Origin of the sequence: Pedobacter frigoris, from assembly GCF_005116445.1 — a bacterium.
Lineage (GTDB): Bacteria > Bacteroidota > Bacteroidia > Sphingobacteriales > Sphingobacteriaceae > Pedobacter > Pedobacter frigoris.
In genome coordinates this window covers 290,493-310,617 of sequence record NZ_SWBQ01000001.1, presented here as the reverse complement: position 1 = coordinate 310,617, position 20,125 = coordinate 290,493, and the positions used below count along the sequence as shown (strand labels likewise).

The following is a 20,125-nucleotide window of genomic DNA, read 5'->3' as shown; positions in this document are numbered from 1 at the left end:
TTTAAAATTAGTTTTTGTCCGGGGAATTTTTTTCTAACTTTTTTAATCTTTTTTCTATAGAGAATAGAAAGAAAAGTAAGCCTAGTAAAATTAACACAATACAGGCTACCACCACATATATTTTACCTGATGCATATAAGCTGTCAGAAATTGTCGAACCCTGATCTTGAGCAAACAATTGCACTGCGATCATTAACATTAAAAAGGTAACTAAAATTTTCTTCATAGCTATATTGTATTGTTTTTTTCTAATTTGCGAACTCTGAAACGTACGTTGTAAATCCAGCAGCCGATCAATATCCACCCAAGACATGCAGGATAAAATACCATCCGCATCCTGCTGTCAAGATCATAAGCATTGAAACCGGGATTACCACCATTTCCAGGGTGTAAAGAATCAGCAAGACGCGGCAATACGAATAGTAAAACCACCATTATCGGGAATGCGAATATGTTATATATAGCTGAAATTTTTGCCCGCTTCTGCTCTTCATCAATGGCATTACGCAGCACCAGATAGGCAAAATACAGCAAAAGTGCGATCGCGGCAAAGTTCTGTTTAACGTCAAAACTCCAGGCCTGTCCCCATGTAAACCTCGCCCAGATTGCCCCGGTAACAATACCAAGCACGCCATAAACTACACCGACATTGATGCTCTCGACAGCTTTGATATCATGTTCCGGATCATTGCTACTTAAATATTTAACACTATAAAAAACTGATATACTGAACAATACAATCATCCCAAACCACATCGGTACGTGAAAATACAGATTCCTGATACTTTCATGTAAAATAGGCAAAGCAGGCACAGCAGATAAAAAACCCCATATTGTCGAATAAACAACCAATATTGCACCCAATATTTTCCACCAGTTTTTATACATTATATCAATTTTTTTAATCGCGCCAAAGGTAAGGAAATAACAACAAACTCACCGCCCCTACCAATACATTAATCACCAAAAGCAGCCCGATTTCATCCAGACTCACACTTCTGTCGAGCCCGTCAATCGCATTTTTTGTCAATTTAATCAATACAATCAATACCGGTATGATTACAGGAAAGCTCAATATAGCCATAAGCATCCCACCATTCCCAGCTTTTGAAGCTATGGCCGAAATCATTGTAAATATGGTAGAAAAGCTTAAACTCCCTAAAATAGTGGCCACAATATACAAGCCCAGATCCTGCGGTATGTAATCAAATACGACAATATAAAAAAACAAAGCGATTAAGGTCAAAACCTCCATCAGCAGGATATTATACAGCGTCTTGGAAATGATCAACGCCAGCGGACTAGCTATTGTGTAAATGTAAATCTGCCTGCCCCTGCTTTCCTGTAAAAAGCTCTTGGCAACAGCATTTAAAGACGCAAACAACATAATGATCCAGAACAGCGCATTCCAGGTCACGGGATGTGACAGCCCTACAAAAGATAAAAAGCAGACAAAGATGGTTGATACCACGTAAAGGAGCACACCGTTTAAGGCATACTTAGACCGCCACTCCAGCACCAATTCCTTTTTCACTAAATATTTTACCTGTTTAATCAGCTGCATTTAGGCACAAATATAATTTAAATCAGATATTTTTATTCTGCACCACATAGTTATCATTTAAAATATCAATAATATTGTATTGTGATGATAAATCAATACTGCACAATTATAGAAAGTCCTGTGGGCCCTCTCCGCATTTTTGCTGATGATCAGTTCATTACCAAAATTACTTTTAAAGATAGCGATACCACAGATCTTATTGAAAACCAACACAGCAAACTAGCCGCCCAACAATTGCAGGACTATTTCACCGGCAAACTTCAGACATTCAACTTACCGCTGGCACAACCCGGAACAGAGTTTCAGCAGAACGTATGGAATCACCTGATAACAATAAATTATGCATCCACTATATCTTATCTACAGTTTTCAAAACAAATGAATAATCCACTGGCAATTAGAGCAATTGCAGCGGCGAACGGAAAGAATAACCTCGCCATTGTTGTCCCTTGTCACCGTGTAATCGGAAGCAACGGAAGACTCGTAGGTTATGCAGGAGGTTTATGGAGAAAACAATGGCTTTTGGAACATGAAAGAGCTGTAAGCGGAAAAGGCCAAACCGCCTTAATTTTCTAAAACGAATCGAATAAAGGAGACGCAAACACAAATCACTTCGCGACCTGGATTAGCGCCTCCCTGAAATAATCTAATTGACCCTGATTACTTTGGGTTTTCTAACAGTAACAGTAATGAATGCTCCAGCTGCAATTACATACCATCCCCATTTATACTTTACCAGCCCTGCAGCCAGGTTTACCAGCTTTTTAAAATGAAGAAAGCTAAAGGAATCATGTGCTTTGAAATAGATACCCGCTAGGGTAATTAAAACCAGAACCAAAGCTCCCCAGCCTGCAAAACGGATCAAGCCTACTTTTTGCGAAAAAGAACCGATCAATCCAAGCACTACCATTACATAAAATGCTATAGCTAGTCTTTGGTCAATATCAAAGTAATTCCAATTGCCTATAATAGGAACATGCATCAACGGACACATGCCACCTGCAGCCATAATTACTGAACCAATAATACCTTGTGTTCTCATTTTTATTAGCCTTGAGTATTGATTCCCATTTTATCGGCAAAATGCGCACAGTAGTCACGAAGATCTTCTACGATCAATGTTTCACCAGTAGCTTTCAGAAAACTATCTCCCATGGTTTGCAAAGTTTCATAAAAGAACCTTTTCATTTCATCTACGGGCATGTCTTTAGTCCAAAGGTCAATACGCATAGAGTTTTTATAATTATGATCCCATAACGCGAGCATCATAGACTTCACCGGAACCTTTTCCTGAGTTTCAGCATCCGTAGATTCCCAAAGGATATTTTCAGGTACGTTTTTTTCGTCCAGTTCTACCGTGATTTTGATTTCTGCTTGTTTCATTAAATTATACGCTAGCTTTTATAATAAATATTAAAATGATGATGAAAGCGATCAATACGCCCTCAATGATCCACAGCTTTTTAAGGCTGGGGATAAATTTCCTAAAAATAAGATCAGAGACAAAAGCAACAACAGCTATCAAAAAAGAGAAAAATGCTAATATTCCCGATACGTCCACATGCTCAGGTGGCTTCCTGTACCATAAATACAGCACTGCAGTTACCAGGGCCAAAGCCGAAACAATATTTAAAGGGGTCAGTTTTACTTTCAACTATTTACTCTTTTTAAATTTCTTCTTTTTCCAGGCAGGCTGCTTGTTCGTTTTGTTTCTTGCAGCCGCAGCTATTGCAGCTGCATGTTTTTTCTCGTGAAAAGCCCCTTTAAAATCCGGGTCTTCTTTACGTTTCTGATCATCTATAGCACGCGCTATCGCTTGCTTCTCTTCGTAAGGTGTTTCATCCACGAACACTTCCGCCGGCAAAGGTACAACAGGAATTTCCTGTCTGATGAGTTTTTGTATTTTCTCAATGTAATATTTTTCACCCGGCGTGCAGAAAGTCAGTGCATCTCCGGTAGCATAAGCCCTACCTGTACGACCAATCCTATGCACGTAATCTTCAATAATAATCGGCACATCAAAATTGATCACATGACTTACATCCGTCACGTCAATACCTCTGGCCGCTACATCAGTAGCCACCAGCACCCTGATATTGCCCTCTTTAAAGCTGTTTATTGAATTGATACGCGTATTCTGGCCTTTGTTGGCGTGAATCACCCTCACCGCATCAGCACCAAATCTGCGTTCAATAAAACTAAAGATATTGTCTGCAACAGTCTTTGTTTTGCAAAAAATGATCAGTCTTTTAAATGCTTCTACATCTTTCATCAGATGCTGAAGCAAATTGATCTTGGTTTTAAAATTCGGCACCTCATACATACCCTGAGTAACCGTTTGTGCTGGCGTAGCCTGCTCTCCTACCTCAATAATCGTAGGGTGCTTTAGAAAATCACCAGCTATTTTTTGAACCAGATCACTCATGGTTGCAGAAAACAGCAGGTTTTGTCTTCTGCGCGGCACAATCTCCAATATCCTGTGGATAGAGCCAATAAAGCCCATATCCATCATCTTATCTGCTTCATCCAGCACCAAAAACTTGAGATATTGTGTATTGATGTGTCCCGCAAGATATATATCTAAAAATCTGCCTGGAGTAGCTACAATGATATCTACACCGGCTTTGATTTGTTCTATCTGTGTTTTAGGGCCTAATCCTCCATATACAACCACCGTACGCAGATCCGTGTACTTCGAAAATAACTTCACATGCTCTGTAATCTGCATAGCCAGTTCTCTCGTCGGGGCCAGGATCAACGCCCTGGCAGAATCTCCCTGAGCATATTTCAATTGCATCAAAATGGGCAGCACGTAAGCCGCTGTTTTTCCCGTTCCCGTCTCAGCTATACCGAAAAGGTCTTGTCCTGACAAAACTGGTCCTATTGCTTTTTCTTGTATCGGGGTAGCTTCCGTAAATCCGGCGTCTTCTACCGCGTTTAAGATTTGCCTGTTGAGGTTGAACTCTTCAAATTTTTTGGCCATTTTGCAAAAATAGTCAAAATTTATTTAGTACCCCCGCGTTTCGTCATCTCGACGATAGGAGAGATCTCTTGAACTATCCCTGTATAAAAGATCTTTGCTATAGGCTGTGCTGAACTTGTTTTGCTTCGCAATTCCTCCGTGGTAAGCATCAAGATGACGAAAGCAGCAAAAGAGGAACACAGGAAAAACTGTTTGGACAAGGCCCAACGATCATTTATTTTTTCTAATTTTGACAACATGAACACCATTCTGATAAAAGCTGCTTCAATTGTAAATGAAGGCCAAATAGTAATAGCCGATGTCCTCATTAAAGATGGATTTATAGAAAAAATTGCTCCTGTTATCAATGAACCTGCCGATCAGGAAATCAATGCAGAGGGCTTGCATCTTTTTCCCGGCATGATTGATGATCAGGTACATTTCAGGGAACCCGGCCTTACACATAAAGCAGATATTTTTTCAGAAAGTATGGCGGCTGTAGCGGGAGGCATTACTTCTTTCATGGAAATGCCCAACACAGTACCCAATACCTTGACTCAGGAGCTACTCAACGATAAATACAAAATTGCATCTGAAGTATCATTGGCCAATTATTCTTTCTTCATGGGTGCGTCTAATGACAACCTTGAAGAAGTATTAAAAACAGATCCAGCCAATGTATGCGGAATAAAAGTATTCATGGGTTCATCAACAGGTAATATGCTGGTCGACAATGAAAAGGTTCTTGAAAATATCTTCAAAGAAGCACCCATGCTGGTAGCTACACATTGTGAAGATGAACAAACCATTCGTGCTAACATGGCATTATATAAAGAAAAGTACGGAGAAAACATTACCATCGACATGCATCCGCTGATCCGTAGTGCCGAAGCCTGCTATAAGTCATCTTCTATGGCAGTAGAACTGGCAAAAAAATACAATACCAGGCTACACATACTACACATATCTACAGCGCGTGAGGTTACACTTTTCGACAATATAACACCGCTTAAAGATAAAAGAATTACCGCTGAAGCTTGTGTACATCACCTCTGGTTCGACGATAAAGACTATGCGACCAAAGGCAACTGGATCAAATGGAACCCTGCAGTAAAAAGTGCTGATGACCGATCGGGCATTTTAAAAGGTGTGCTTGACGGTCATATTGACATCATTGCAACTGACCACGCACCGCATACTATTGAGGAAAAAGAACAGCCTTACCTGCAGGCACCTTCAGGCGGCCCGCTAGTGCAACATGCACTATCCGCTCTGCTTGAGATGTATCATCAAAATAAAATCTCCCTTGAGCAGATTGCTGAAAAAACAGCACATAACGTAGCCACATGCTTCAACATCAACAAAAGAGGATTCATCCGTGAAGGCTATTGGGCCGACCTGGTATTGGTAAACCTTAACGACCCGATAAAAGTAACCCGCGCAAATATCCTCTATAAATGCGGCTGGTCTCCTTTTGAAGGCCAAACCTTTCAGTCAGAGATCACACATACTTTTATATCCGGAAACCTCGCTTATCAAAAGGGTAAGTTCATGACCAACGAAATAGGTAAAAGGCTAGCCTTCAACAGGTAATGAGTACCTTAGGCCTGCAATGGAAACGATTTGCAATGCTATCACTGCTTTCAATAATCATTTTTATTGCGGGTCTTAACACGAACTTAATTGAGTCTGCTTATTCTGCGGGATTTTATGGTGTTACTTCGGTTATTCAGCGTTCCATCAGCACAGTAATCCCCTTCGCCCTGGGCGATTTTTTATACCTGCTGCTTATTTTTTTTACACTAAGAAATTTTTACCGCTTTTACAAAAAGATAAAAGCCAAAACCCTGACAAAAGAAGATCGGATAAAAATACCTCTTCAGGCCGTCAATTTTCTATTGATCTTATATTTAGCATTCAAAATACTCTGGGGACTCAATTATTCAAGACCTTCAGTTTCAAAGCAACTGAACATTAGTGACGACAAATATACCACCGCCCAACTGGTGTCTTTAGGAGAGTTCTTCATAGAAAAGCTTAATGAACTGGACTCCGTAAAAAAAACAAGGTTCAACATTAGTCAACTGCAAACCATAGCTAAAGAGGGTTACGATAAAATGGCCCTATCTAATACACTTTTTAGGTATCGCGTTCCTTCCCTTAAGCCAGTATTGAATAGTTGGCTCATCACCAAAATAGGAATTGAAGGCTATTACAGCCCACTTTCAGGTGAGGCCAATGTAAATATGAGGCTACCTACGGTTGCCCTCCCTTTTGTAACCTGTCATGAAATCGCCCACCAGCTGGGCATAGCACGGGAAGATGAAGCAAACCTGATTGGCTATCTGGTAGCCAGCCATAGCGACAATGCTTATTTTCGTTATTCAGCAGCCTATGCCATGCTAAAAAGTATACTCTATGAGATCAGGATAAAATCTCCGAAAGACTACGAAAACTTATACAAAACCATACATTCATCTACACTCTTAAACTTTAAAAACGACCGTGATTTCTGGCGCATGTACAACAACCAGATGTTTGGCTATCTTGATGTAGCGTTTGACAGGTTTTTAAAGCTCAACAATCAAAGAAAAGGCACGGACAGCTACCAGGATATTGTACTTTGGCTGTACAATTACCACAAAGATGACTTAACGAATAAATAAAAGGTCAGAAAACATTCCTAAATTTGCCCCACTATGGCAAAAATATCCATTAACCTGGCAACAGGTTCATTACAGCAGGAAGAAATTATTGTAGGTATTGATCTAGGGACTACAAATAGTCTTGTAGCATTTATCAATCCTGATAAAAATCCACAGGTGATCAACGATACCGGTAAAGGCTTGCTCGTTCCTTCTGTAGTACATTTCAATGCACAAGGTGATGCCCTTGTTGGAAATGAAGCCAAAGAATTTTTAATTACGGATCCTGCAAATACTATTTTTTCAGTAAAAAGATTGCTTGGGCGGTCATATAAAGATGTAGCCGCTCACCAGGATACTTTTTCTTATAAAATAATCGATGATGAAAATGATTCACTGGTAAAGATCAAAGCCGGTGATAAATTCTATACCCCAATTGAACTCTCTGCACAGATTTTAAAAGAATTAAAAGGGCGTGCAGAACATGCACTTAAAACCCCGGTAAACCGGGCTGTAATTACAGTACCGGCCTATTTCAATGACAGTCAGCGCCAGGCAACCAGAGACGCGGGCAAACTAGCTGGACTGGATGTATTGCGCATTGTAAACGAACCTACCGCAGCAAGTTTGGCTTATGGCCTTGGCCTCGACCCTACCCAACAAAAAACAATAGCGGTATATGATTTAGGTGGTGGTACTTTTGATGTATCTATCCTATCTATTCAAAATGGAATATTTGAAGTACTGTCTACCAATGGAAATACCTTCCTTGGCGGAGACGACTTTGACCGCGCTATTGTTCATTACTGGATAGAGAAAAATAACATCAATAAGGAAGAACTTGCCACTAATTCCAGCTTAATGCAATCGTTGAGGTTAAAAGCCGAAGAAGCAAAGAAAGCATTAAGTACACAAAACTTATACAACGAAAAACTCGCTTTTGGTGGCCATAACGAAACCAAACCGGGAGAGATCTGGTGTACCATAGATAAACAGACCTTCCAGGACCTCATCGCATCAAAAGTCAAAGAAACCATAGCATCATGCCAGCAGGCGCTCAACGATGCAAAACTTACTGTTGATCAGGTTGACGAAGTGGTATTGGTTGGAGGCTCTACGAGAACTCCATTTGTCAAACATCAGGTGGCAGCATTTTTTAACCGTCAGCCTCATGATCAGATCAATCCTGATGAAGTAGTAGCCCTTGGCGCCGCCATTCAAGCTGACATACTCGCAGGAAACCGGTCTGACATCCTTTTATTAGATGTAACGCCCCTTTCTCTGGGCATCGAAACAATGGGTGGTTTAATGGATGTCATTATTGCAAGAAATGCGAAAGTGCCAACAAAAGCAGGGCGACAATATACTACATCGCTGGATGGACAGGTCAACATGAAGATTTCCGTTTTCCAGGGAGAAAGGGATCTTGTGAGCGAAAACAGGAAATTAGCAGAGTTTGACCTGAAAGGCATCCCTGCTATGCCTGCCGGCCTTCCCAAAGTAGACATCAATTTCATGCTGAACGCCGATGGAATACTAACAGTTCAGGCTATAGAACTGAGATCAGGTGTCAAACAGGAAATTGACATCACCCCTAGTTACGGGCTTACTGATGAAACTGTAGAAAAGATGCTGATCGACAGCATCACCCACGCAAAAAGTGATGTAGCACAAAGAATGCTCATCGAGGCCAGAAGTGAAGGCGAACAATTGGTATATACTGCTGAAAGGTTTATAGAAAAGCATGGCTCATTCCTGACGGAAGATGAGATCAGCAATACCAAAACTCATATTGAGGCACTTAAACAGGCTTTAGCCAAAGCAGAAAAAGACGATATCCTGAAAAAGGCCGATGAGCTCAATGAATTTACCCGTCCTTTTGCTGAAAGAGTAATGGATGTAGCGGTCTCTTCTGCAATGAAAGGAAAAAGTATAGATAAATAACCACTCAATACTTTCTTTTACCGAATTTAGCGGATGAAACACCTGGTTTTATCCGCTTTTTCAATTCTCGCCCTTACCCTATTGGTGTCCTGGGGCTTTTTTGCCCATATGAAAATCAACCGCTTTGCGGTGTTTACCCTGCCTAACGGGATAAACCGTTTCTATAAGGCAAATATCAAATACCTTTCTGAACATGCGGTCGACCCTGACAAAAGAAGATACGCCGATACAGCAGAGGCTCCCAGGCATTACCTGGATGTAGAACTTTATGAAAAAAATATTGACAGCATCCCACGGAAATGGGAAGATGCAGTCAAAAGGTACGGACTAACCATGTTGAATAACAATGGCATTCTTCCATGGCAAATCCAGGTCAGTTATTACAAACTGGTAAACGCCTTCAAAAGCAAGGATTCCATTAAAATACTCGTCTATTCCGCCTATCTGGGTCATTATATCGCCGATGCGCATGTACCCCTCCACACCACTAAAAATCATAACGGGCAGCTGACTGGCCAGACTGGTATCCATGCTTTTTGGGAAAGTAGGTTACCGGAACTATTTCATGGAAATTACAATTACATGGTCGGAAAAGCCAGATACATTGAGAGCCCGCTAAAAGAGGCATGGAAAATCATTACGCATACCCATAGCCTCGTTGATTCTGTACTTCAATGCGAAGCCACGCTGAATAACAATTTCCCAACCTACAGGAAATATAGCTTTTCAGAAAGAAATGCTGCAGTTACCAAACAATACAGCCGAGAATATGCGGCAACATATCAGCAACTGTTAAACAACATGGTAGAGCACCAAATGAAAGCTTCTATCCTTGCTATTGGTTCATTCTGGTACTCTGCCTGGGTCGATGCAGGTCAGCCTGATCTGCGGCATTTCAAAAAGAATATTTCCGAACCTGAGGATAAAAAAACCGAACAGCTGTATCAAAAAGGAACTATTATAGGAAGAGAAAACTAAGCTTCCGTTTCTTCCGGCACAGCTGCTTCCTGGACTGCCTTTTTCTTGTTCAATCTGGATTTTATGGCTGCAAATATAGCTGGGAAGAATGTTACTACGGCAATTATAACGATAACAAGATCGAAGTTTCTTTTAACTACGGGAATTTGTCCAAGCAGGTAACCAGCCAGCAATAAACTTGCAATCCATGCTACTCCCCCTATGATGTTGAACAGCGTGAACCGACCAAAAGGCATCTTAGCTATTCCTGCCACAAAAGGAGCTATTGTCCTGAAAATAGGAAGAAAACGGCTAAATATAATCGCTTTACCTCCATGCTTTTCAAAAAACATATGGGATTGGTTATAGTATTCCAACTTCAATATCTTATTGCTCTCTTTGAAAACTTTCACGCCAAAAAAACTACCCAATTTATAATTCAGAGAGTTACCCAGTATCGCAGCGACGATCAATAACATCATCATCACCCAGATACTCAACCCTGTGTTTCCGCCGGCGATCAATGCGCCCATGGCAAACAGCAAGGAATCACCCGGTAAAAATGGTGTAACTACAAAACCTGTTTCCGCAAAAATGATAAGGAAGAGAATGACATAAGTCCAATTCTGATAATCTCTGATGATTTCCTCCAGATGCTTGTCGATATGCAAAAGGAAGTCTACTAAAAACGAAAAAAATTCCAAGTCCTATAAATTAAGCCCAAAAATAAAAATATCATGGCAATAACCATGATATTTTTAACCTTTAGAATGTCATATTAATTTTCAACGATTACGTGACTGTTTAACTCTGTAGCTGAAGAACCATCAAACCAGATCGTATAAATTTTACCTGCCACAAAACCCGGATCTATTTCTCCTGTCACTATACCAGTTGCAGTCAAAGATAATTTCGTTCCCGGAGCAACCTGATAATAAATTGAAGTAGCTCTGAATCCCACACCAGCAATGATTTGAGCACCCCCTACAGCAGACACAGCAAATGACTGGTTATTATAATAACTGTTCAGATGCAGGAACCTTACCTTAGCCTTACCTGTCTCAGGAGCTGTAGCATCCGCACCAATAATTCCGGCAGCTACGGGACCAGGAGTAGTAGCAGTAGATGCTGTCCTGTAATAAAATACAGTAAGTTTAGAACCGATTGGAACTGATACCGGATCAGTAGCCGCACCAGCATTTGTGCTGCCTTCATCGGCAAGTATAAATTGGTTGTTTCCGGATACAATAGTAGTATAACCTGAATAGTTACCGTAAGTCAAAGCTGTAGTACTCTTCTTTACACCGTTGACATAAAAATCCTGTGCACTTGAACCCTGTACTGCGTTTACAAACCTCACAGATGCTTCACCTGTAGGCTCTGGTTTTGGTTCTTTGACGCATGAGCTTAGAAGAACTACAACGCTCAGGCAGGACATCAACAGTGCTGTCCCGGCCCTCTTCGATAAGAAATATGAATTTTTCATAACAATAATATTTTGATGATTAGATATTTACACACTAAAACAACAATGGCTCGGTCAAAAACCAAGCCATTCCGTGTCAATTGAGTTGAATTAATTATAATTATTTAACATTACCGGCATTACCAACATTAAAACGTCCTCATTCTCATTATTGGTCTGAGGAATTAATAAGCCTGCACGGTTTGGAGTAGAAAGCTCTAAAGTAACTTCTTCACCACTCAGATTGCTCAGCATTTCAATCAAAAATCGGGCATTGAAACCAATTTCCAAATCTTCACCTTCATACTGGCAGCTCAGACGCTCATGCGCCTCATTTGCAAAATCCAGATCTTCAGAAGAGATGTTCAGTTCGCTGCCATTGATTTTTAAACGTACCTGATGCGTAGTTTTGTTAGCGAAGATCACTACCCTTCTCAATGTATTTAAAAATAATGCCCTGTCGATCACCAGTTTATTCGGATTATTAGCAGGAATAACTGCTTCATAATCAGGGTAACGCTCATCAATCAAACGACAAACCAGGTTGATATTTTCAAATTTAAAGAAGGCACTCGTTGCGTTATAGTCAACCGATACATTTACGTCTGTTGAAGGCAAAGCTGCTTTTAATAAAGTCAACGCTTTTTTAGGAAGGATAAAAGAAGATGTTTTATCTGCTTTACTATCCATACGTCTGTACCTTACTAATTTATGTGCATCAGTAGCTACAAAAGTAATGTGCTGCTCAGACAATTGACAAAACACACCTGTCATCGCTGGACGAAGTTCGTCGTTGCTCACCGCAAATATCGTTTTGGTAATCGCTTCAGTCAATACTGATGCAGACAGGTTTACAGATGAAGCGTTTTCAACCACCGGGATCTTTGGAAAATCATCTCCGTTTTCACCACTCAGTTTATACTTACCATCGCCTGCGCTGATCTCAATTGAGAATGTGCTGTCATCAATATTAAAAGAGATTGGCTGATCCGGAAGTGTTTTTAAAGTATCTAATAATATTCTTGCAGGCACAGCTACTTTTCCACCTTCTTTAGATTCAACAGCCAAAGATGTAGTCATGCTGGTTTGCAAATCTGTAGCAGATATAGTCAAACTTCCGTCTTTAATTTCAAAAAGGAAGTTTTCAAGTATAGGCAAAACGGTACTGCTGCTTGATGCACCATTTACCGTTTGCAAATGTTTTAATAACGTTGATGTGGATACAATAAATCTCATAGTATGATCTAGTCAGTTCTCAAAAATATAAAAATTACCTCGCATACTTACGTTTGCGGTAATAATGTTGAAAAATTGCGAATGATATTAACAATAGCATTGGAAAAACCACATTTACCACCTGCCATTTCAACTTTTCAGTACGCAGTAAGGCCTTATCCAATAACCTGATCTTAACCTCTTTATTGCGCAAAGAGATTAAGCCCTCAGCATTGGTCATGTAATCTGCAATATTTAATAACAATGCCTTATTTCCATAGTTTGTTTGCGTATACCGGTCAAAACCCAATGGAAAAGTAGAACCATCCTTCGCACTCACCTGGTTTTTAAACACGTCGCCATCTCCGATAACAACCATCTTTGCAGGTTTACTTTCAGCAGTAACACCGTAATCGCCGTTCATTCCCGCAGGCAGCGCCCTGTTTAAAAAAACGGAAGGAAAAATCCCTTCGAGCAGTATACCGGCCGACTGTGGTACACTTGCATATTCCTTTGGATTCGGCTGCTCTGCTACCATCTGAAGCGAAAGCAATTTTGGGGTATTAAAAACTTTATTAAAAGCCGAGGTATGCAAAATCACCGTTTTGCGGATACCACGCACACCGATCGTATCTACCGTACTCAAAAATTCAGTCCTGATCCCGTCAATATTCTTCACCAGGTTATTCGACGTATCCGGCATCAGCAATGGATAGTAAACCCAGGGAGCCATTTGAATCTGCTGCTGACTGCCCATACTCAAAGGGATTTCAGCACAGTTAGCATCTGCAACCAGGTTATAATTCACTCTTGCCCCATACATGAACAACATATCATCAAGATTGAGCTTCCTGTTGAAAGCGAGTTGCTCCCCCGAACGCCCCATACTGTCAAGGTCGGCGCCCACCTGGTCTATGCACCAGACCACACTTCCTCCCTTCATCACAAAATAATTGATCTTGTATTTTTCCGCTTCTGTAAACTCTTTTTGAGGCTTTGCGATCACCAGCATTTTCAGTTTATCCAATCCATCTTTATCAATTAGGCTCAGGTTCACCCGCCCTACTTCGTAACTTTCAGACAAGCTCTTTATCGCATCATCAACCTGAAGATCAGACAATTCTCCGTTACCTTCTGTGAATCCGATCCGGGGGTATACTCCACTCAGCACTTTCTGTATCGCCGAGGTGAATACGTATTCCAGATTCTGTATGGAGTTATTAATGTGTTCTTCATAATTACCTGAGGCATCCAGATTCTGAAGCAGCTTTACCGGCATTCCATTCCCATTACCTTCTACCATAGCCATCGGAAAAATGGTCTTTTGAGCAAAACCATTGTCATTTTTAATGTTCAGGGTAGTTGACTCTATTCCGGCCTCGTACAATTGCTTCATCACAGTATCCTGCTCCGCACCGGCTGATAAGCCAGACAGAGGATCAACAAATATGACCTTAAGATCTGCGCCTGAATAAGCTTTATAATCTGCCAGCAGATCCTTAGTCGCACTGCGCAGCCGCTTAAATGCGGCAGGCAAATCGCCATCCAGGTATACCCTGATGGTTACAGGTTTGGAAATTCCTTTTAAAACCGATCTTGATTTTTCTGTTAATGTAAAGCGCCTTTCTTTGGTAAAATCAATCCTGGTATAAAAATACTGGGCAAGAACATTCAGACAGACCAAAGCAGCAACAAAAATGAAAACACTAGAAATCCGCTTAGCACCTACCATTTCCTACCTCCGATCACCAATCTTGTCAGCCCTAAAAAAACCAGCATAAAAGTAATGAAATACACCAGATCCCTGGTATCCAGCACCCCTCTGCTGATCGACTGATAGCGTTCATTCACACTTAAATTTAGCAGTATAGTTTCAAAATATTGAAGGCTGAAGACCTGACTCATTGCATCGAGCCCATTGTAGGCGATGAAACAAATGAACACAGAAACTGCAAAGGCCACCACCTGATTTTTTGTAATCGAAGAAGCAAAGATACCAACAGACACAAAAGCCGCTCCCAACAGGAGTAAGCCCAGGTAGGAACCTACCGCAGCTCCACTATCAATATTGCCTTCGGGAAATCCCAGCCTATAGACTGAATAATAATAAATCAATGTGGGTACCAATGCAAAAACAATCAGCACAAAACAGGCGAAATATTTACCAAGTATAATCTGCCAGTCGGTCAATGGACGCGTGGCCAGTAAAACATAGGTGCCTTCTCGGCGCTCTTCTGCAAATGAACGCATCGTAATGGCAGGTATCAGAAACATGAAAAGGAATGGTGCCAAACTAAAAAAGCCATTTAACTCAGCATACCCATATTCGAGAATTGAAGTCTCCGGAAAAAACCAAAGCAACAAACCAGTTGCCATCAAAAACACACCAATGATGATATACGCCATCAGAGAGTTGAGCAAGCTAAATAATTCACGTTTAAAAACTGCGTACATATATTTATTTAAAAACTGATGCCCGCCCTGAGGCCGACGAATGACCGGGTACCATTACTCCTCGCCCAGTTTTCATATCTCAATGTCAATTCAATATTCAGGTCTTCAGAAACAGGAAAATCTACACCCAGACCAGGCATGTAGGCAAATGCAGTGCCGCTACCACTCCCGTTTGCCGTTGGTATTGCAATTCCCGCCTGCCCCTCTCCGTATATATTCTGAGTGATGTAATAACGCGCACCTGCTTTAATCGGCACATAACCTTCTGTATATTTAAATGGCCCGACGTCGTCGCCTTCTAGTCTTAGGTAGCCGACGTTCCCAATGATATTCAGGAATTTACCTACAGGATGCAGGTAATTAACAGAGCCTCCAAAACCATAATTAGCACGATCACCAAAGTCCCCTGTAGGAAAAGCGAAGTCCAGGCCAAGACCCAATCTCGGTTGACCGGTGATTTTGCCTCTCGATTGGGCAATTGAATTCGGAATCATCAATACGGCGACTATAAAAGCAGTCAAACAGATATTTTTCAATTTCTCTAGGGGATTTTTAAATAATCAGCGATATTATAAAAAATTAAGCACATAAAAGACTTCAAACGATCAACTATAACTATCTTCTTTAATGATCAGATAGTTTGCAACCCATTGAAAAATCACAAACCCAAAAATAAAAACAGATGTCATGATGTTAAACATGTTGTTCGTAGAAAACGTTATGGAAATTGCCAAAACACCTACCAATGCCATAGAAGAGGCATAGATCAACAATGAGTTTTTATTTTTGGAGGGCGAAAACATCACACTAAATGGCACCATCATCGCAAATCCAAAAATCGCTACAACTAAAAATCTTTCGTCTGACAGTATAAAATATGACAACAACCCTGCGAGAAACACACTCAAACTTGCCGCAACAAAGTTTGAACTCATTTTTTGCTTTCTGTCAAGCAGCAACTGTCCGTATTTGTTGAATCGTAAAAACAAGTTGCTTACGGGAGTAATGATCCAGGTTGAGAATGCGATGAGTGCCAGTACAATAACCAGGGGCATCAGATATGGACCCAGGGTCTCATTATTGCGAGCAACCGACCTCAATACGTTAGTAACTATGTAAAATCCAATCAGCACGCCCCATTGATATTTAGCTGTCAGGTTACCAATCCAAAATGAGTACTTAACAAAAACCCTGTATACCGGATTGTTCGCTTTCAGTGCCTCCAGCATTCCAACTTGAGCGTACTCAAATGTCGGATCATTCTTTAAAGCCTCCTTATAATGCTCCAGTGCCTTTTTATGATCACCTTTCTCAAGCAAACCCCAACCATAATTGGCATGTGTGTACGCATTGTTCGGATCTTCTCTTAAAGCCCCTTCGATGGTTTCAAAAGACTCTTCACTTCTGTTCAATTTTATCAATGCAGTACTTCTTACATTTAATGCTTGTAAGTTTTCTGCATCAATCTCCAATGCCTGGTTGGCCCTTTCCAATGCTTCTTCAAACTGCTTACGCGCCAAATTGATATTGGCTAACAAAGCAAAATAGGCAGCTTCATACGGATAGATGGAGATCGCTTGATTGATGTGTTTTTCGGCCCCGGTTAAATCATCCTGATGTATTGCAATGCGGGATTTGATGTAAAATAACTGTGGGTGATCTGGTGATGCACCGATCGCATTATCAATGATGCGATTTGCTTCGTCAAATTTTTCCTGCTGTAACTTAACTTCCGCGAGCAATGACAAAAAATAAATATTGCTTGCATCTTCTGACAGCAAGTCGGCAAGAAACTTCTCAGCTTCTCCAAATTTTTGTTGTTGAATTAAAATCTCAACTTTTAATAGCCTATTGTCTTCTGCCATGTTACTTTTTAATTCTCAAATAGTTTAGTATGTCATCGTATAGCCCTGAATCATTTGCAAACATGGCAAAATTCTTAGCTGTGGAAAACCACTCCTGCGTGCTGGGTTTATGTTTTTTCAAAGCATTTATCAAATCCTGTGTTTCCAGGGGCTTTGGAATGCCATCTATAAATGAGGCTTCAAGCTTCTGTTCAATGGCAATATCAATGATGGCATCGATGTCGGCTCCAGAATAGTGTTCTGCTTTCTTCGCTATATTTTGAAGATCTATCGTGCCGGTAGGTTTATTGTTAAGTTTCAGCCGCAAGATGGATTCCCTTGTACTTGCATCAGGCGGCGGCACAAATACAATCCTGTCAAATCTCCCCGGACGCCTGAACGCCGGGTCTAAGCTCCAGGGAGTGTTGGTTGCCCCGATGACCAAAACGCCCTCATTTGTATGGTCGATTCCATCCAATTCCTGTAGAAACTGGTTAATCAGATGTCTGCCGGCCGACTGCTTCATGTCGCTCCTGCTGGCACCTAAAGCATCTATCTCATCGATGAACAATACACACGGAGTGTTGTTTCTCGCCAGTTCAAATATCTCATGAAGGTTCTTTTCGCTATTGCCAATCCACATGTCTAAAATATCATTCAGGCTCACGCTGATAAATTTAGCATCAACTTGCCCAGCAGTAGCCTTCGCTATAAATGTTTTACCGCAGCCTGGAGGGCCATAAAGCAAAATCCCTCCACCGATTTTTTTTCCATAAGCTTTATAAAGCTCAGGGTGAAGCAACGGCTTTATAATTTTAAGCTCTATTTCCTTTTTTACCGCATCCATTCCTCCTACATCACTGAAATTTACATTTGGCTTCTGTAAAAACCGGTTGTCATCTTCTTCCTCTTCTGCATATTGAATGTCCTGAGTTCCTCTTGAACGCAATTGATTGTCAAGTTCTTCGTCAAAGTACTTTGGGTCTATGGTCAGCGCTTTTTTATAAGCATCCATGGCCTTTGATGGTGAGTTTTCTTTCAACAGGCCTTTTGCATACAACGTAAACACCTCAACATCATGAGTTCCGTTTTCAATAACTTCCTCTAAAATCACGTTGCATGCTGAATAGCTCGCTTTCTTAAAGTAAACTTTTGCAAGTCCAACTTTAGACTTCACATCGTTAGCTGTCTTTAGAAGAGATTTGTATTCAGATTCTGCTTCATCAAGCCTGTTTAATGCCAATAAGGTTTCGGCTATTAAGTGCTTTAACGGAATATTGCCAGGAGAATGCTCTAAAGCCTGTCTTAAACTGTCAATTGTATTATCGTCCATGTTCAATCTAATGTTTCTCTAAACAACCAAATCTATCATTAGATTTGTTATATTCAAAACAATATGAAGGGTTTACTTTAATGCCTGAACACATTTCAGTAATCTGTTAAAAATAAAAGTAACATAAAAAAAGGCCTCCGGATATTCCGAAAGCCTTTTCAATATTAGAGGTAGATAACTATAAACCGATGTTATAAGCTAGTCTTAAACCAATGAAACCGCTGGTTGACGAGTTAGCCGACCAAGCTTCATAGCGTGCTCCTAATTCGACCGAACCTTTATCAGCTACTGCAAAGTCAACACCAATACCTGGGGTGTAAACAAATGCTGTTGAACCTCCATCCTTAGTAGGAAATGCAGCACCTAGTTCCCCTGCTGCAAAGAAGTTTTCACCGAAATAGTATCTGGCACCAGCTTTAACCGGAATAGCCGCAGAATTTCCGCCTTTAATAGTTACACCTGCAACGTCATAATCTTTAAATTTAAAATTTGTATAGCCAGCGCTACCAGTTAACAATAAATTTGCTGCAACAGGGTGTTGATACTGTAATGAACCGCCAAAACCGAAATCTGCTACATCACCAAAATCTCCCATTGGGAAAGCGAATTCAGCGCCTACACTTAATTTAGGAGCTTTAGTTTGTGCATTTACACTAGAAAACGCAAATAAACCTGCAACTGCTGTTAGTAATAATAATTTTTTCATGTGATTAATTATTTAATTTATGGCTTAGACGCAAAAATGCTGCCAATCGTTACAAACATCTCGAAAGAAAATTCTAAAAAGTGTAACCCAATCCTGTGACCAATCCTTAGCCTTTACTTTTATGTCTCTTACCTAAAGGGTTATATTCTTCTCTTTAATTTCATTTGGCTAGACTATTGACGAAAACTTGGGTTTTTCTTGCTTGAGCAAGACAAAAGCAAGAGAAAATAGCAGCTCAACTGCTATAATGTCTTATCCCTATATAGCTATACAGGTTATAGATTTAATTTTAAATTGACTATACACAGTGATCAAGAAGTAAGCTTCCTGAATATTTCTTCTAATGACTGGAGCTGATGTGTTTCCCGGAGTTCAGCAATGGTAGCATTTGCTACAATCTGCCCTTTATTGATGATGATCACTATGTCACATATTGCTTCTACTTCCTGCATGATATGCGTAGAAAGTATAACCGTTTTATTCCTACCCAGTTTCTTGATCAGTTCCCTGATGTCGGTAAGCTGATTGGGATCAAGACCTGAAGTCGGTTCATCCAGTATCAGCACCTCCGGATCGTGGATGATTGCCTGTGCAAGGCCGACACGCTGTTTGTAGCCTTTAGACAACATCTGGATTTTTTTGTGTTGTTCAGCAGACAGTCCGACCAATTCTACGGTATCCTGCACTTTTTTGCTGACATCTTTAAGTCCGTAAGTATTGGCCACGAAGGTCAGAAATTCCTTTACATACATGTCTGCATATAATGGTGTATGCTCTGGCAAATACCCCAGCACACGCTTTACTTCGAGACTTTGAGATTGTGTATCATATCCGCAGAGCTGCGCTGAGCCGGAACTGGGTTGTAAGTAACCTGTGAGCATTTTCATGGTGGTAGACTTCCCTGCGCCATTCGGCCCCAGAAATCCAAGTATCTTACCTGGACCGGCCTCAAAACTAATCGCATCAACAGCCTTTTGCTTGTCGTAATATTTACTTAAATGTTGTACCTTAATGCTCAATTGAATTAAATTTTACG

22 protein-coding genes are annotated in these 20,125 nt (G+C 40.7%); 5 read left to right on the top strand and 17 right to left on the bottom strand.

All coding sequences use genetic code 11. The annotated features are described in order from the left end of the window. Positions 1-7 precede the first annotated feature (7 nt). Genes FA047_RS01265 through FA047_RS01255 form a run of 3 tightly spaced genes read right to left on the bottom strand, consistent with a single transcriptional unit; the run spans position 8 to position 1,564 of the window. Positions 8-226 carry a CcmD family protein gene (locus tag FA047_RS01265; protein ID WP_136834177.1) on the bottom strand — a complete coding sequence of 73 codons (219 nt, stop codon included), beginning with the start codon at positions 224-226 and terminating at the stop codon, positions 8-10. A gap of 2 nt (positions 227-228) precedes the next feature. After that, a complete protein-coding gene (ccsA, locus tag FA047_RS01260; protein WP_136834176.1) occupies positions 229-888 on the bottom strand; it encodes a cytochrome c biogenesis protein in 660 nt (219 codons plus the stop codon). A gap of 13 nt (positions 889-901) precedes the next feature. Beyond that, the gene (locus FA047_RS01255; RefSeq protein WP_136834175.1) at positions 902-1,564 is read right to left on the bottom strand and encodes a heme exporter protein CcmB; all 663 of its coding nucleotides are present in this window, start codon (positions 1,562-1,564) and stop codon (positions 902-904) included. Positions 1,565-1,648: 84 nt separating this feature from the next. Here FA047_RS01255 and FA047_RS01250 point away from each other — a divergent pair, with 84 nt between their 5' ends. Then, entirely contained in the window at positions 1,649-2,140 is a 492-nt protein-coding gene (locus FA047_RS01250; RefSeq protein WP_136834174.1) for a methylated-DNA--[protein]-cysteine S-methyltransferase, read from the top strand. Positions 2,141-2,210: 70 nt separating this feature from the next. On the opposite strand, the gene FA047_RS01245 is transcribed toward FA047_RS01250, so the two are convergent. From FA047_RS01245 to FA047_RS01230, 4 genes are read right to left on the bottom strand one after another with little or no spacing between them, the layout of a single operon-like run. After that, entirely contained in the window at positions 2,211-2,606 is a 396-nt protein-coding gene (locus tag FA047_RS01245; RefSeq protein ID WP_136834173.1) for a hypothetical protein, read from the bottom strand. A gap of 5 nt (positions 2,607-2,611) precedes the next feature. After that, on the bottom strand, positions 2,612-2,947 hold the full coding sequence (gldC, locus tag FA047_RS01240) for a gliding motility protein GldC (protein WP_136834172.1): 336 nt from the start codon (positions 2,945-2,947) through the stop codon (positions 2,612-2,614). A 4-nt stretch (positions 2,948-2,951) separates the two neighbouring features. Next, positions 2,952-3,218 carry a hypothetical protein gene (locus FA047_RS01235; RefSeq protein WP_136834171.1) on the bottom strand — a complete coding sequence of 89 codons (267 nt, stop codon included), beginning with the start codon at positions 3,216-3,218 and terminating at the stop codon, positions 2,952-2,954. Next, positions 3,219-4,547 (bottom strand): DEAD/DEAH box helicase, encoded by a 1,329-nt coding sequence (locus FA047_RS01230; protein WP_136834170.1) that lies wholly within the window; start codon positions 4,545-4,547, stop codon positions 3,219-3,221. It lies immediately after the preceding gene. Between the two features lie 237 nt (positions 4,548-4,784). On the opposite strand from FA047_RS01230, the gene FA047_RS01225 reads away from it, so the two are divergent. Genes FA047_RS01225 through FA047_RS01210 form a run of 4 tightly spaced genes read left to right on the top strand, consistent with a single transcriptional unit; the run spans position 4,785 to position 10,093 of the window. After that, complete coding sequence (locus FA047_RS01225) at positions 4,785-6,119, top strand: dihydroorotase (RefSeq protein ID WP_136834169.1); 1,335 nt, start codon at positions 4,785-4,787, stop codon at positions 6,117-6,119. Further along, a complete protein-coding gene (locus FA047_RS01220; protein WP_136834168.1) occupies positions 6,119-7,192 on the top strand; it encodes a DUF3810 domain-containing protein in 1,074 nt (357 codons plus the stop codon). The genes FA047_RS01225 and FA047_RS01220 overlap by 1 nt, the downstream gene beginning before the upstream one ends. A 33-nt stretch (positions 7,193-7,225) precedes the next feature. Then, on the top strand, positions 7,226-9,115 hold the full coding sequence (gene dnaK / locus FA047_RS01215) for a molecular chaperone DnaK (protein WP_136834167.1): 1,890 nt from the start codon (positions 7,226-7,228) through the stop codon (positions 9,113-9,115). A gap of 33 nt (positions 9,116-9,148) precedes the next feature. Continuing rightward, entirely contained in the window at positions 9,149-10,093 is a 945-nt protein-coding gene (locus tag FA047_RS01210; protein ID WP_136834166.1) for a zinc dependent phospholipase C family protein, read from the top strand. Here FA047_RS01210 and FA047_RS01205 read toward each other — a convergent pair. The 10 genes from FA047_RS01205 to FA047_RS01160 all read right to left on the bottom strand — a co-directional run bounded on the left by FA047_RS01205 (position 10,090) and on the right by FA047_RS01160 (position 20,108). Further along, entirely contained in the window at positions 10,090-10,776 is a 687-nt protein-coding gene (locus tag FA047_RS01205; protein WP_136834165.1) for a DedA family protein, read from the bottom strand. The two genes, FA047_RS01210 and FA047_RS01205, sit on opposite strands and share 4 nt — an antisense overlap. Before the next feature lie 74 nt (positions 10,777-10,850). Further along, positions 10,851-11,558 (bottom strand): DUF4397 domain-containing protein, encoded by a 708-nt coding sequence (locus FA047_RS01200; protein WP_136834164.1) that lies wholly within the window; start codon positions 11,556-11,558, stop codon positions 10,851-10,853. A gap of 90 nt (positions 11,559-11,648) precedes the next feature. Beyond that, positions 11,649-12,773: a DNA polymerase III subunit beta gene (gene dnaN / locus FA047_RS01195; RefSeq protein ID WP_136834163.1), complete on the bottom strand. Its 1,125-nt coding sequence runs from the start codon at positions 12,771-12,773 to the stop codon at positions 11,649-11,651. A gap of 34 nt (positions 12,774-12,807) precedes the next feature. Further along, a complete protein-coding gene (gldG, locus tag FA047_RS01190) occupies positions 12,808-14,484 on the bottom strand; it encodes a gliding motility-associated ABC transporter substrate-binding protein GldG (protein WP_136834162.1) in 1,677 nt (558 codons plus the stop codon). Next, positions 14,478-15,206: a gliding motility-associated ABC transporter permease subunit GldF gene (gene gldF, locus FA047_RS01185; RefSeq protein WP_136834161.1), complete on the bottom strand. Its 729-nt coding sequence runs from the start codon at positions 15,204-15,206 to the stop codon at positions 14,478-14,480. Before gldF ends, gldG begins: the two co-directional genes overlap by 7 nt. A gap of 8 nt (positions 15,207-15,214) precedes the next feature. Next, a complete protein-coding gene (locus FA047_RS01180; RefSeq protein WP_225872599.1) occupies positions 15,215-15,727 on the bottom strand; it encodes an outer membrane beta-barrel protein in 513 nt (170 codons plus the stop codon). 84 nt (positions 15,728-15,811) lie between these two features. Further along, the gene (locus tag FA047_RS01175; protein ID WP_136834160.1) at positions 15,812-17,071 is read right to left on the bottom strand and encodes a tetratricopeptide repeat protein; all 1,260 of its coding nucleotides are present in this window, start codon (positions 17,069-17,071) and stop codon (positions 15,812-15,814) included. Between the two features lies 1 nt (position 17,072). Then, the gene (locus FA047_RS01170) at positions 17,073-18,383 is read right to left on the bottom strand and encodes an AAA family ATPase (RefSeq protein WP_136834159.1); all 1,311 of its coding nucleotides are present in this window, start codon (positions 18,381-18,383) and stop codon (positions 17,073-17,075) included. A 178-nt stretch (positions 18,384-18,561) separates the two neighbouring features. Next, a complete protein-coding gene (locus tag FA047_RS01165) occupies positions 18,562-19,089 on the bottom strand; it encodes a hypothetical protein (RefSeq protein ID WP_136834158.1) in 528 nt (175 codons plus the stop codon). Positions 19,090-19,400: 311 nt separating this feature from the next. Continuing rightward, a complete protein-coding gene (locus FA047_RS01160) occupies positions 19,401-20,108 on the bottom strand; it encodes an ATP-binding cassette domain-containing protein (protein ID WP_136834157.1) in 708 nt (235 codons plus the stop codon). Positions 20,109-20,125: the final 17 nt, after the last annotated feature.